The sequence below is a fragment of the Streptomyces griseoruber genome, from assembly GCF_001514205.1.
Lineage (GTDB): Bacteria > Actinomycetota > Actinomycetes > Streptomycetales > Streptomycetaceae > Streptomyces > Streptomyces griseoruber.
Genome location: NZ_KQ948779.1, coordinates 195020 through 208072, shown reverse-complemented (window position 1 = coordinate 208072; position 13053 = coordinate 195020). Strand labels below are relative to the sequence as shown.

Genomic DNA, 13053 nt, shown 5'->3' with positions numbered 1-13053 from the left:
GAGCCCGCCGGACCGAGGGGATCACCTGGGAGGTACGTACATGTCCGGGACGACCACGGCCGCCGTCGGGCTGCGCCGTCGGGCGGCCGGGGCCGGTGCCAACCGCTGGGTCGTGCTCGTGGTGCTCTGCGTCAGCCTGCTCCTGGTCGCGGTCGACGCGACCGTGCTGCACGTCGCGGTGCCCGCGGTCACCGAGGACCTCAGGCCCGGCGCGATCGAGCTGCTCTGGATCGTCGACACCTATCCACTGGTCTGCGCCTCGCTGCTGATCCTGTTCGGCACGCTCGGCGACAAGGTGGGCCGCCGCCGGATCCTGCTGCTCGGGTACGCCCTGTTCGGCGTCGCCTCCGCACTGGCGGCCTTCGCCGGAAGCGCCGAGGTGCTGATCCTGGCGCGGGCCCTGCTCGGCGTCGGCGGCGCGATGATCATGCCGGCCACCCTGTCGATCCTGCGGCAGGTCTTCCCCGACCGCCGGGAACGGGCGCTCGCCATCGGCATCTGGAGCGCGGTGGCCGCGGTCGGCGCGGCGGTCGGACCGCTGCTCGGCGGTTTCCTCCTCGAACACTTCTGGTGGGGCTCGGTCTTCCTCGTCAACATCCCGCTGATGCTGGTCAGCCTCCCGGTGGGGCGGCTGCTGCTGCCGGAGTCGCGGGGCACCGGCGAGGGGCCCTGGGACGTGGTCGGCGCGCTGATGGCGGCGGCCGGGCTGTTCGCTCTCGTCCTCGGCGTCAAGCGGCTGGGCGGCGCCGAGTCCGGTGCGTTCACCGTGGTGCCGCTGCTGGTCGGTGCGGTGCTGATGGTCCTCTTCGTACGGCGTCAGCGGCGGCGGGAGCATCCGCTGGTGGACCTGCGGATGTTCTCCCGGCCGGCGTTCAGCACCTCCGTCGGGTGCATCGTGCTGGCGATGCTGGCGCTGGTGGGTCTGGAGCTGATCGCCGCGCAGTACCTGCAACTGGTGCTCGGTCTCTCCCCGCTCGAGACGGGTCTGCGACTCCTGCCGCTGACCTTCGCCGCGATGGCGGCGGGGCTGGCCGGGGCGCGGCTGCTGCGCGGGTTCGGGCCGCGGCGGATGGTGTGCGCGGGGTTCCTGCTGACCGCGCTCGCCGTGCTGCTCCTCACCGCGATGGGCAAGGCGGACAACGCGGGGCTGCTGCTGTCCGGGTTCGTGCTGCTCGGGTTCGGGCTGGAGACGACGCTGTTCGCGGCGTACGAGTCGATGCTGAGCGAGGCTCCGCCGGAACGGGCGGGAGGCGCGGCGGCGATCGGCGAGACCTCCTACCAGCTCGGGGCGGGGATCGGGATCGCGCTGCTGGGCAGCGTGATGAACGCGGCGTACACGCCCGGGCTGTCCTCCGTGCCCGGGGTGCCGGCGTCCGCGTCGGCGGCCGCGGGGCATTCGCTGGGCGAGGCCTATGAGGTGGCCGGGCAGCTCGGCGGGCCGGCCGGGACGGCGCTGCGGCGGGTCGCGAAGGACAGCTTCGTGCACGGGCTGCATGTCACGCTGCTGGTCAGTGCCGGGTTGCTGCTGCTGGGCGCGGTGATGGCGCTGAGGCTGCCCCGGACGATGCACTGCGAGTCGGCGACCGTGGAACTGCCCGCTCCCCGCGAGCGGGAGCCTTCTCCCACCCACGCGCCACCGCTGACCGTTCGCTGAGTGGTACCTTCGAGCCGACATCGTGACTAGCGGTGCTAGTTTTCGTGCTGGTGGAGGATCCCATGTCCGCGTCCTCGAAGTTGCCCCCCTTCGACCCCGCCGATCCGCTCGGGATCGACGATCTGCTCGAACCGGAGGACCTGGCGATCCGCGACACCGTGCGGAGCTGGGCCGCGGAGCGGGTGGAGCCGTTCGTCGCCGAGTGGTACGAGCGCGGGGAGCTGCCGGTGATCCGGGAACTCGCCCGGGAGCTCGGCGCGATCGGGGCGCTCGGGATGTCGCTCGACGGATACGGGTGCGCCGGGGCGAGCGCCGTGCAGTACGGGCTCGCCTGTCTGGAGCTGGAGGCCGCCGACTCCGGGATCCGTTCCCTGGTGTCCGTGCAGGGCTCCCTCGCCATGTACGCGATCCACCGGTTCGGCTCCGGGGAGCAGAAGCAGGCGTGGCTGCCCCGGATGGCCTCCGGCGAGGTCATCGGCTGTTTCGGGCTCACCGAGCCCGACCACGGGTCCGACCCGGCCGGCATGCGGACGTACGCCAAGCGCGACGGCTCGGACTGGGTGCTCAGCGGACGGAAGATGTGGATCACCAACGGGTCCGTGGCCGGGGTCGCCGTCGTCTGGGCGCAGACCGACGGAGGCGTTCGCGGATTCGTCGTGCCCACCGACAGCCCCGGATTCTCCGCGCCGGAGATCAAGCACAAGTGGTCGCTGCGCGCCAGTGTGACCAGTGAGCTGGTGCTGGACGAGGTGCGGCTGCCCGAGGACGCCGTGCTGCCGGAGGCCGTCGGACTGCGGGGGCCGCTGAGCTGTCTGTCGCACGCCCGGTACGGGATCGTGTGGGGCGCGATGGGCGCGGCCCGCACCTGTTTCGAGGCCGCCGTCGGCTATGCCCGCACCCGCGAGCAGTTCGGGCGGCCCATCGGAGGGTTCCAGCTGACCCAGGCCAAGCTCGCCGACATGGCGGTCGAACTGCACAAGGGGATTCTGCTCGCCCACCATCTGGGGCGGCGCATGGACGCCGGCCGCCTGCGTCCCGAGCAGGTCAGCTTCGGCAAGCTCAACAACGTGCGGGAGGCCATCGAGATCTGCCGCACCGCGCGGACGATCCTCGGGGCCAACGGGATCTCGCTGGAGTATCCCGTCATGCGGCACGCGACGAACCTGGAGTCGGTGCTCACCTACGAGGGCACCGTCGAGATGCACCAGCTCGTGCTGGGCAAGGCGCTCACCGGACTCGACGCCTTCCGCTGACCCGGCCCGGGGGCCGAGGCGGGGCCGGCGAGCGGCCCTGCCTCAGCTCTGGTTGAAGAAACCGTCCGTGCGGTGCCCGGCCGGGTCGCCGTTCACGATCTCCGTGTTGGACGGGGTCAGCAGGAACACCCGGGTCGAGACCCGCTCGATCGAACCGCGCAGTCCGAAGATCAGCCCGGCCGCGAAGTCGACGACGCGCTTGGCGTCCCCGGCCTCCATGGCCGTGAGGTTCACGATGACCGGCACGCCCTCGCGGAACAGTTCACCGATCAGCCGCGCGTCCCGGAAGCTGTCCGGGGTGACCGTGCCGATCCGGCGGCCCTTCTCCTCGGCCGTGTCCGAGGCGACCTTGACGCGCGGGTCGGTGACCCAGGCGTCTTGCGAGTCGGTCCCCTCGGAGTAGTCGTCGTCGTAGTAACGCTCGTCATCGTTGTCGTCGACGAGGCCAAGCCAGGCACTCGCCTTGCGCACCGATCCCATGGACGCCTCCTCTCACAGCGGTCTTTCTTCCTTTCCGCATCCCATGGTCGTCCATGATGCGGATGTCGCGCCAAGTGGATAGACGCCGCGCGGGGGGTTTGTGACGGTACTGGTGCACAGAGAATCCGTCGAGAGCCCGCGTCTCCCAAGGGTCCTGCTGTGTACGGCTGCTGACTGAGAGTGAAATATGACTGTTCGTGGCGTACGGGTGATACGTGGTGCGTACGGGTGAACAGGGCGGAGCGTTCAACGTCGATTATCGGCCGATAGCATGCGCCAGCTCAATGTCTTGAGGGCCTGGCTCTCGGGGCAGTGGAACACGGACTGCGGACCACGGGGGTTGTCATGTTCGGAATTGTCAGACCGTGCAGTCACCGGCTCGGGGAGCGGCTCAAGAGCCAGTGGGTGGCGCATCTGTGCGGGCTGTGTCTCGCGCTGCGCGGTGACCACGGCCAGTTCGCCCGGGTCGTCACCAACTACGACGGGCTGCTCATCTCGGTTCTGACGGAGGCTCAGGCCGGGTCCGGGGGAGGACGGCGGCGTACGGCGGGTCCGTGCCCGCTCCGCGGGATGCGCACCGCCTCCGTCGCCCAGGGGGAGGGAGCGCGGCTCGCGGCGGCCGTCTCGCTGGTGCTGGCCTCGGCCAAGGTGCGCGACCATGTCGCCGACGGGGACGGGCTGCTGGCGCGGCGTCCGGTCGCCGTCGCCGCCCGCAGGGTCGCCAGGAGCTGGGGGCGGGCCGGGGAGCGCGGCGGGGCCGCCGTCGGCTTCGACACGGCGGTCCTGGTGGACGCCGTGGACCGGCAGGTCGGGCTGGAGGCGCTGGCCGGGCCCGGTACTTCGCTGCTGACCGTCACCGAGCCGACCGAGACCGCCACGGCCGCCGCCTTCGCGCACACCGCGGTTCTCGCGGGCCGGCCGGGCAACGCCGTCCCGCTCGCCGAGGCCGGGCGGCTCTTCGGACGGCTCGCCCATCTGCTGGACGCCGTCGAGGACCGGGCCGCCGACGCCGAGGCCGGCGCCTGGAACCCCCTCACGGCCACCGGGACCCCGCTCACCGAGGCCCGGCGGCTCGCGGACGACGCCCTGCACGGGATACGGCTCGCTTTGAGGGACGTCGAGTTCACGGAGGGGCGGCTGGCACATCTGCTGCTCGCGCATGAGCTGGAGCGGTCGGTGGACCGGGCGTTCGGGACGTCCTCGTGCGGGCACGCTCATCCCGGGGCCGCGCATGAGGGCCGTGCCGCGTTCGGTCCTCCGCCGCAGATGCCCGCGCCGCCCGAGCGGCCGCGCGGGCTGCTCGCCGGGTGCGCGGTCGCGCTCGGGCTCTTCTGCACCTGCCAGGTGTGCTGTGCCGACGAGTTCGAGGGGCCGTGGTCGCGGAGGAGGCGCGAGGGCTGCTGCACCAACTGTGACTGCGGGAACTGCGACTGCGGGTGCGGTGACTGCTGCAACTGCGACTGCTGCAACTGCGACTGCTGCGACGGATGCGACTGCTGCGGCTGCGACTGTTCCTGCTGACACACACGGGTGACACACGCGGTGAGTGCCGGGCCCCTCCGTGACGTATCTCCTGTCGAGACACGGAAGCTCGAAAGGATCAGGGATCATGCCCGGGCGTTCAGAGAAGACCGTGCCGCTGGCCGTGAAGATCGTGGTGAGCGGGGGGCTCGGGGTCGGCAAGACGACCTTCATCGGGGCCGTTTCCGAGATCGAGCCCCTCGACACCGAGGCGGCGATCACCCAGGTGTCGGTGGGAGTCGACTCCTTGGAAGGGGTGGAGACCAAGACCAGGACCACCGTCGCGCTCGACTTCGGGCGCATCACCCTCGATCCGGCCATCGCGCTGTATCTGTTCGGGACGCCCGGGCAGGGACGGTTCTCGTTCCTGTGGGACGACCTGGTGGAGGGCGCGCTGGGGACGGTCGTCCTCGCGGACACCCGGCGGCTCGAGGAGTGTTTCCCCGCCGTCGACTACTTCGAGGCGCAGGAGGCGCCGTTCGTGCTGGCGGTGAATCGGTTCGACGGGGCCGAGCGGTGCGCGTTGGAGGAGGTCCGGGGGGTGCTGGGGCTGGATCCCGAGGTGCCGGTGCTGGAGTGCGACGCACGGGAGCGGGGGTCTGTGCGGGATGTTCTGGGGGTGCTGATGGATCGGGTGATCGGGGTGCGGGCTTCCTCCGGGGTACGGGTGGCCGGGGCGCGCTGAAGGTGCGTGTGAAGCGAGGGGAGGGGTGTGTGAAGGCGAAGGGGGAGAACGCGAAAGCGTCCCCGGCGGTCAACGGGCCGGGGCGCGCAGGGGGTCAGCTCAACAGGAAGAGGACCACACTCGACCGAAGTCGATGTGGGAGCGTGTGACCAGCCACTGCTGCGGATGCATGGGCCAAGTGGAACAGGTCTCCGGTTGGGCGTCAACCGACTTGAGACGTACGGCTCACAGTTCGGACAGCCTTGACAGTGAGGGGAAACACCGCCGTACTCTCGCTGTACGGCCCTGCTGAGGGGCTCGGCCGTCGTTCCTCCCGTGTGAAGGCACCCACCGTGTTCGACCGATTGCGTCACGGAGCCTTCGCATGTCTTCCCACACCCTTGCCCGCACCCCCGCCGCCCCGGACACGAGACAGTCGCTCGTCATCGTCGGGGCCGGGCCGCGGGGGACCGGTCTGATCGAACGCATCGCCGCCAACGCGCCCGAGCTGTACGCCGGTCCGGGCCTCGACATCCATCTCGTGGACCCGCATCCGCCGGGCGCCGGCCGGATCTGGCGGGCCGCGCAGTCACCGCTGCTGTGGATGAACTCGCACGCCGAGGACGTCACCATGTTCACCGACGAGACCGTGTCGATGGACGGTCCGGTGCGGCCGGGGCCCACCCTGCACGAGTGGGCCGGTGTCGACGGGCGGCTCTTCGCCGACCGGCAGCTCCAGGGCGCCTATCTGAGCTGGGTGCACGAACAGGCCGTCGCCGCCCTGCCGGAGGAGATCACCGTCCACCACCACCCCCGGCGCGCGCTGCGGGTGAGCGGTCCGCGCGAGGGGCGTCAGCAGGTGTGGCTGGAGGGACGGTCCCGGCCGCTCCACGCCGACCTCGTCGTCCTCGCCCTCGGTCACCTCGACGCCGAACTCGACGGTGACCAGCGGGAGCTGGCCGCGTACGCCCGCGAGCACGGGCTCGTCCACCTGCCGCCCGACTTCACCGCCGACAGCGATCTGTCCGCGCTCCGGCCCGGCGAACCCGTCCTCGTGCGCGGCTTCGGGCTCGCCTTCGTCGATCTGATGGTGCTGCTCACCGAGGGGCGCGGCGGACGCTACGAGGGGGACGCCTATGTGCCCTCGGGGCGGGAACCGGTGCTGTACGTCGGGTCGCGGCGGGGAGTGCCGTACCACTCGAAGATCGGCTACGACTGGACGGGCGAGCGGCCTCCGCTGCCCCGGTTCCTCGGACCCGCCGAGACCGACGAACTCCTGGCCCGGCCCGGGGGGTTCGACTTCCGGCGGGACGTGTGGCCGCTGGTGGAGAAGGAGCTGGGCTTCGCCCACTACCACCGGCTGTTCGCCGCCCACCCCGAGCGGACCGCGATCGCCTGGACGGACTTCGAGGAGAAGTACGCGGCCGCCTCCGGGGAGGCCGAGCGGGAGACCCTCGTCGCCTCCGCCGTGCCCGACCCGGCCGACCGGCTCGACCTCGCCGCCCTCGACCGGCCGCTGGACGGGCTGCGGTACGCCTCGCACGAGGAGTTCCAGGACGGCCTGCGGCGGTATGTCGAGGACGACCTGAGCCGCAGTCACGATCCCGCGCACAGCCCCGACCTGTCCGTGTTCCTCGGGCTGCTGTCCGTCTATGGGCAGCTCGTGCGGCTCGGGGACATCGGGTCCTGGTGGCACGGGTTCTTCAGCTACCTCGCCTCCGGGCCGCCCGGACCCCGGCTGCGGCAGCTGCTCGCGCTGTCCCGGGCCGGAGTGCTCCGGTTCGTCGGCGCCGACATGGCCGTACACGCCGAGGACGGGGTGTTCCGGGCGTCCAGCCCGACCGTGCCGGGGTTCTCGGTGGAGGCACGGGCCCTGGTGGAGGCCCGGCTGCCCGAGCCGACCCTGCGGCGCGCCCTCGACCCGCTGCTGCGCGAACTGCACGCCGAGGGCGCCGGGGAGACGGCCGACGGGCTGCTGCGGGTGGACCGCGCCGACGGACGGGTCCTGGACCGGGCCGGGCGGCCGCACCCACGGCGCTTCGCGCTCGGCCCGCACACCGACGGACGCACCCCCGGCGCGTTCACCCGCCCCCGCACGGGCGGTCCCGCGTTCCGGCAGAACGACGCCACCGCGCGCGCGGCCCTGGTGTTCCTGCGGGACCTCGGCGCCGACGCCGCCGCCTAAGCCAACCCCCGGCCCAGCAAAGGAATTCTCGCGATGACCGTCATGGCCGACATCAGGTCCGTGCACCGGGGCTTCGGGCCGCGGCCGCTGCCGTCGAAGGCGCGGTGAGCCATGGGACTGCTGCATCTGGCCGCCGCCCTCGGCCTGCCCGGGGCGGACGGGGCCGGTCCCTACGTCGAGCTGGCGCGGCTCGCCGAGCGCGGCGGGCTCGACTTCGTGACGCTGGACGACACCCGCGGCGGGTCCGGGCTCGACGCGTCGGCCGTGCTCGGCCGGATGGCGGATGCCACCCGTCACATCGGACTGGTGCCCCCGCTCACCGAGCCGCCGACCGGGACCGATGCCGATGCCGGGACCGTTGGCGGGACCGGCGCCGAGGCGGCCGCGCCCGGCCGGGTCGGCCGGCGGATCGACGTGTCCCCGGGCGGGGTCGCGTCGGGGAACCTGTTCGTGTCCCCACCGGCGCAGGGGCACCCCGTGCGGGTCGTCGACGCCACCGAGGCGGCCGTGCGGCCCGCCGCCGCCCGGTACGGCGATGTGGCCCTGGTCCGGGTGGCGGGTTCCACCGAGGCCCGTGCCGTCCGTGGACATCTGCGCGCGGAGGCCGCCGCGGCCGGCCGGGACCCGGACTCCCTGCGGGTGCTGGTGAGTCTGCTCGTCGACCTCGGGGACGGCGAGCACGCGGCCGAGCCGGGCCACGGCGGGGGCGGCCCCCGGCAGACCGGCCGGGGCCCGCTCTACCGCGGTGGCCCCGTCGACCTCGCCGAGCTGATCGCCTCCTGGCACCGGGACGCCGCCGTCGACGGCTTCCACCTCGTCCCCGTCGAACCCCACCGCGATCTGGAACGCCTGGTCAACGGAACGGTCGCGCTGCTCCAGCACCGCGGTCTGTTCCGCACCTTCTACCCGGGCGGCACCCTGCGCGAGCACCTCGACCTGGCCCGGCCCGCCCACCAGTACGCGGGCCGACCCTCACTCCTCGGGTCGTCCGACCCGGTACCGAAAGGCTGACCACATGACGACGGACGCGCCGGACCTCTGGAAGCGCTGGCACGAACACCGGCTGGAGACGCTCGCGGCGCCCTACGGCCCGCTCGCGCTCACCGGAACCTTCTGGCTGGAGGACTTTCCGGACGGTCGACTTCCGGACACCCCCGGGGAGTGGGTGGCGGAAGGGGACGGGGTGGTGCTCACGGCGGCCGGGACCGACGGGCTGACCCTGGACGGACGGCCGTTCGGCGGAACGGCACGGCTCGGCGCGGACCCGGGAGCGGTGGACGCGGCCCGTGTCGCGCACGGGGAGCGGCGGCTGGTCGTGCTGGTGCGGGAGGGGGTCTGGGGGGTGCGCGACTTCGACCCCGCGGCCGAGGCCCGGCGCCTGTTCCGGGGTGTCGAGGCCACCCCGTACGAGGCGCGCTGGTCGGTGCCGGGGCGCTTCACGCCGTACGGCGAGAACCGGACCGTCCGGGTCCCGAACGCCGACGGACGCGAACGCGGCCTCGGGCTCGGCGGGGAACTGACGTTCGTCCTCGACGGGCGGGAGCACACGCTCCAGGTGAGCGTGCAGGGCGACGGCTCGCTGTGGGCGGTGTTCGCCGACTCCACCAGTGGGGTGAGCAGCCATCGGTTCCGGTTCCTCCATCCGGATGCCCCCGACGACGAGGGGCGCACGACCGTGGACTTCAACCGTGCCGTACTGCCTCCGTGTGCATTCGCCGACGCTTTCATCTGCCCCTTCCCGCCACCGGGGAACACTCTCGACGTGGAGATCGAGGCAGGGGAGCGCAACCTGGTCTGAGCTGGGGCAAGAGGCCTCCAAGAGGGCTCAACTCACGCAGTTCGTTCAAGGTCTGACGGCCGAAAGGCGCCCTTGCGCCGACCGGCCGTTCGGCCGAATACTCCCCCTCAGCGCTTGTCAGGGTCACGGCGTGTCCGGAATCCGGGCGAACGTCTGATCCTGGCTGCGCCTCACGGGCCCCGACCCCACACGACGGGCCCCCGACTTCCCCTGGGAGGGAACGAAACGTGAGGATCAAGCGCACCACCCCCACCACCCGTGGCATCTCGAGACGGAGCCGGCTGATCGCCGTCACCACCGGACTCGTGGCCGCGGCCGCCGTCGCGATCCCCCACGCGAGCGCGGCGGACACCGCCACCTTCAGCTCCGCCCAGCTGAAGAGCGCGGGCACCTCCGTGCTCCAGGCGGACGTCCCGGGCACCGCCTGGGCCGTGGACAGCAAGACCAACCGCCTTCTCGTCACCGTCGACAGCACCGTCTCCGACGCCGAGATCGCGAAGATCAAGGAGGCCGCGGGCAGCAACGCCGGCGCCCTCACGATCAAGCACACCCCCGGCAAGTTCAACAAGCTCATCGCGGGCGGCGACGCCATCTACGGCGGCGGCTACCGCTGCTCGCTCGGCTTCAACGTGGTCAGCGGCAGCACCTACTACTTCCTCACCGCCGGCCACTGCGGCGAGGTCGCCTCGACCTGGTACTCCAACTCCGGTCAGACGACCACGCTGGGCACGAACGTCAGCTACAGCTTCCCGACCAACGACTACGCGCTGGTCCGCTACACCAACAGCTCGGTCACCAAGTCCGGCACCGCGGGCAACACGGACATCACCAGCTCGGGCACGCCCAGCGTCGGCACCACGGTCTACCGTGACGGCTCGACCACCGGCATCCACAGCGGCCGGGTCACCGCGCTGAACGCCACCGTGAACTACGGCAGCGGCGACATCGTCTACGGCATGATCCAGACCAACGTCTGCGCCGAGGGCGGCGACTCCGGTGGCCCGCTGTACTCCACCAGCGGCATCGCCTACGGTCTGACCTCCGGCGGCAGCGGCAACTGCACCTCCGGCGGTACGACCTTCTTCCAGCCGGTGGCCGAGGCCCTGAGCGCGTACGGCGTCAGCGTCTTCTAGTCCTTCCCGGCAGTTGTGTGTCCGGCCCCCGCACGTGAACCGCCGTGCGGGGGCTCCCTCTTGGGCGGGGGCGGAGTTACCGTCGTAGGACGGGAAGCGCTTCGGACCCCTGGGGGCCGGCATGGTCGAGGAGCTGGTGGCGGCGGGAGCCGGGCTCGTGTCCGCCGGAGTGGTGTATGTGGCGGCGGCGGCGCGGGTCGTCAAGCAGTACGAGCGGGGTGTGGTCTTCCGGCTCGGGAAACTCCGGCCCGCGGTGCGCGGACCCGGGCTGACCCTGATCGTGCCGGGCGTCGACCGGCTCCGGAAGGTCAACATGCAGATCGTCACGATGCCGGTGCCGGGTCAGGAGGGCATCACCCGGGACAACGTGACGGTCCGGGTCGACGCCGTCGTGTACTTCAGGGTGACCTCGCCGGCCGAGGCGGTGGTCCGGGTGGAGGACTACCGGTTCGCCGTCTCGCAGATGGCGCAGACCTCGCTGAGGTCCATCATCGGCAAGAGCGAGCTGGACGATCTGCTCTCCGACCGCGAAAAGCTCAACCAGGGGCTGGAGTTGATGATCGACAGCCCGGCCGTGGAGTGGGGCGTCACCATCGACCGGGTCGAGATCAAGGACGTCTCCCTGCCCGAGACGATGAAGCGGTCCATGGCCCGGCAGGCCGAGGCCGACCGGGAGCGGCGGGCGAGGGTCATCAACGCCGACGCCGAGCTCCAGGCCTCCAAGAAGCTCGCGGAGGCGGCCCGCGAGATGTCCGAGCAGCCCGCCGCGCTCCAGCTGCGGCTGCTCCAGACGGTGGTGGCGGTCGCCGCCGAGAAGAACTCCACGCTGGTGCTGCCGTTCCCGGTGGAACTGCTGAGGTTCCTGGAGAGGGCACAGCAGCCACTGCCCGCGGCGCCCGCACCTGAGCCCGCGCCCGCGCCCGCGCCCGCGCCCGCACCGGCACCGGAGCAGACAACCGGTCAGGAGTAGCGCCGCGGGGCGTTTGCAGTGCGAACGGGGTGGTGAAGGCGCGGAGGGCGTGAAGTGCTCACCCTGTGCGCGTCCCGGAGTCAACCTTGTGTGCTCCCTGTGTCCTTCGGAAGAGTGGCCTGCCGTCAACCGGCCACTCTTCGGCCCGTACGGCCCCCACAGCCGTCCGGGCCGATCCCCCACAGGAGGACGCGAGTTGCAGCACCGACGCATACCCCGACGGCGGACGGTCATGGCGGGCGCGGGTGTCGCCGCGCTCGTCGCGGCGGGAGTCACCTTCCAGACCGCGCACGCCGGCGAACCGGCGCGGAGTCCACGGCCGGTCCCTCTCTCGGCCTTCGCGGCCGGAAAGCTCGCCTCGGCCCTCGGCGAGGACCTCGGCACCGACGCGGCGGGCACCTACTACGACGCGAGGAGCCGCAGCCTCGTGGTGAACGTGCTCGACGCGGCCGCCGCGAAGACCGTCGAGGCGGCCGGCGCCCGGGCGAGAATCGTCGAGAACTCCCTCGCCGAACTGGCCGGCGCCCGTACGGCCCTCACGGCGGACGCGGCCGTCCCCGGCACCGCCTGGGTGACCGACCCGCGCACCAACAAGGTCGTCGTCACCGCCGACCGCACCGTCTCCGGCGCCGCCTGGGCGAAGCTCGCCGAGGTGGTCGACGGGCTCGGGGACGCAGCGGAACTCCAGCGCACCAAGGGGGAGTTCAAGCCCTTCGTGGCCGGTGGCGACGCGATCACCGGCGGTGGCGGCCGCTGCTCGCTCGGCTTCAACGTGGTCAAGGGCGGCGAGCCGTACTTCCTGACCGCCGGGCACTGCACCGAGGCCGTCTCCACCTGGTCGGACTCCTCCGGCACCGTGATCGGCACCAACGCGGCCTCCAGCTTCCCCGGCGACGACTACGGCCTGGTCAAGTACACCGCCGACGTCGCCCATCCCGGCGAGGTCGACCTCTACGACGGCTCGGCCCAGCCGATCACCGGCGCCGTCGAGGCCACCGTGGGCATGCGGGTCACCCGCAGCGGCTCCACCACACAGGTCCACTCCGGCACGGTCACCGGTCTGGACGCGACCGTGAACTACGGCAACGGCGACATCGTCGACGGTCTCATCCAGACCGACGTCTGCGCCGAGCCCGGCGACAGCGGCGGCCCCCTCTTCTCGGGCGGCGACGCGGTCGGTCTGACCTCCGGCGGCAGCGGCGACTGCGCCTCGGGCGGGGAGACGTTCTTCCAGCCGGTGACGGAGGCGCTGGCGGCGACGGGTACACGGCTCGGCTGACGGCCCGGTTCCCGCGTTTGCGCAGGTGGGAGACGTCCGGATGGTAGTCGTACAGATGTTCGGAATTTGGTCTATGGTGGGGGTGAGGGATTAGGGAACTGATGTTCGAATCGTGA

Annotated in this window: 11 protein-coding genes; 10 read left to right on the top strand and 1 reads right to left on the bottom strand. The window is 71.9% G+C overall.

The annotated features are described in order from the left end of the window. The first annotated feature begins 40 nt into the window (after window positions 1-40). Together AQJ64_RS35050 and AQJ64_RS35045 are read left to right on the top strand one after the other, a co-directional pair. Window positions 41-1654, top strand: coding sequence for an MFS transporter (locus tag AQJ64_RS35050; RefSeq protein WP_055634927.1), 1614 nt, complete (start codon window positions 41-43; stop codon window positions 1652-1654). A gap of 62 nt (window positions 1655-1716) precedes the next feature. Continuing rightward, entirely contained in the window at window positions 1717-2907 is a 1191-nt protein-coding gene (locus AQJ64_RS35045) for an acyl-CoA dehydrogenase family protein (RefSeq protein WP_055634926.1), read from the top strand. Between the two features lie 42 nt (window positions 2908-2949). Here the strand turns inward: AQJ64_RS35045 and AQJ64_RS35040 are convergent, their stop codons facing one another. Next, entirely contained in the window at window positions 2950-3387 is a 438-nt protein-coding gene (locus AQJ64_RS35040; RefSeq protein ID WP_055634925.1) for a cell division protein SepF, read from the bottom strand. Window positions 3388-3732: 345 nt separating this feature from the next. Between AQJ64_RS35040 and AQJ64_RS35035 the strand changes: the two genes are divergently transcribed. The 8 genes from AQJ64_RS35035 to AQJ64_RS35000 all read left to right on the top strand — a co-directional run bounded on the left by AQJ64_RS35035 (window position 3733) and on the right by AQJ64_RS35000 (window position 12937). Next, entirely contained in the window at window positions 3733-4908 is a 1176-nt protein-coding gene (locus AQJ64_RS35035; protein ID WP_055634924.1) for a DUF5685 family protein, read from the top strand. A gap of 88 nt (window positions 4909-4996) precedes the next feature. Then, window positions 4997-5593 (top strand): GTP-binding protein, encoded by a 597-nt coding sequence (locus AQJ64_RS35030; RefSeq protein ID WP_055634923.1) that lies wholly within the window; start codon window positions 4997-4999, stop codon window positions 5591-5593. A 364-nt stretch (window positions 5594-5957) separates the two neighbouring features. Further along, entirely contained in the window at window positions 5958-7757 is a 1800-nt protein-coding gene (locus AQJ64_RS35025) for an FAD/NAD(P)-binding protein (RefSeq protein ID WP_055634922.1), read from the top strand. Between the two features lie 111 nt (window positions 7758-7868). Next, window positions 7869-8768 (top strand): LLM class flavin-dependent oxidoreductase, encoded by a 900-nt coding sequence (locus tag AQJ64_RS35020; RefSeq protein WP_055634921.1) that lies wholly within the window; start codon window positions 7869-7871, stop codon window positions 8766-8768. A gap of 4 nt (window positions 8769-8772) precedes the next feature. Continuing rightward, window positions 8773-9555, top strand: coding sequence for a DUF1684 domain-containing protein (locus AQJ64_RS35015; protein ID WP_055634920.1), 783 nt, complete (start codon window positions 8773-8775; stop codon window positions 9553-9555). A 227-nt stretch (window positions 9556-9782) separates the two neighbouring features. Then, the gene (locus AQJ64_RS35010) at window positions 9783-10688 is read left to right on the top strand and encodes a S1 family peptidase (RefSeq protein ID WP_055634919.1); all 906 of its coding nucleotides are present in this window, start codon (window positions 9783-9785) and stop codon (window positions 10686-10688) included. A gap of 121 nt (window positions 10689-10809) precedes the next feature. After that, a complete protein-coding gene (locus AQJ64_RS35005; protein ID WP_055634918.1) occupies window positions 10810-11658 on the top strand; it encodes a slipin family protein in 849 nt (282 codons plus the stop codon). Between the two features lie 196 nt (window positions 11659-11854). After that, entirely contained in the window at window positions 11855-12937 is a 1083-nt protein-coding gene (locus tag AQJ64_RS35000; protein ID WP_099053996.1) for a S1 family peptidase, read from the top strand. Window positions 12938-13053: the final 116 nt, after the last annotated feature.

Coding starts and splice junctions, on each gene's coding strand:
- AQJ64_RS35050 (WP_055634927.1), top strand. CDS start 41: ATGTCCGGGACGACCACGGCCGCCGTCGGGCTGCGCCGTCGGGCGGCC.
- AQJ64_RS35045 (WP_055634926.1), top strand. CDS start 1,717: ATGTCCGCGTCCTCGAAGTTGCCCCCCTTCGACCCCGCCGATCCGCTC.
- AQJ64_RS35040 (WP_055634925.1), bottom strand. CDS start 3,387: ATGGGATCGGTGCGCAAGGCGAGTGCCTGGCTTGGCCTCGTCGACGAC.
- AQJ64_RS35035 (WP_055634924.1), top strand. CDS start 3,733: ATGTTCGGAATTGTCAGACCGTGCAGTCACCGGCTCGGGGAGCGGCTC.
- AQJ64_RS35030 (WP_055634923.1), top strand. CDS start 4,997: ATGCCCGGGCGTTCAGAGAAGACCGTGCCGCTGGCCGTGAAGATCGTG.
- AQJ64_RS35025 (WP_055634922.1), top strand. CDS start 5,958: ATGTCTTCCCACACCCTTGCCCGCACCCCCGCCGCCCCGGACACGAGA.
- AQJ64_RS35020 (WP_055634921.1), top strand. CDS start 7,869: ATGGGACTGCTGCATCTGGCCGCCGCCCTCGGCCTGCCCGGGGCGGAC.
- AQJ64_RS35015 (WP_055634920.1), top strand. CDS start 8,773: ATGACGACGGACGCGCCGGACCTCTGGAAGCGCTGGCACGAACACCGG.
- AQJ64_RS35005 (WP_055634918.1), top strand. CDS start 10,810: ATGGTCGAGGAGCTGGTGGCGGCGGGAGCCGGGCTCGTGTCCGCCGGA.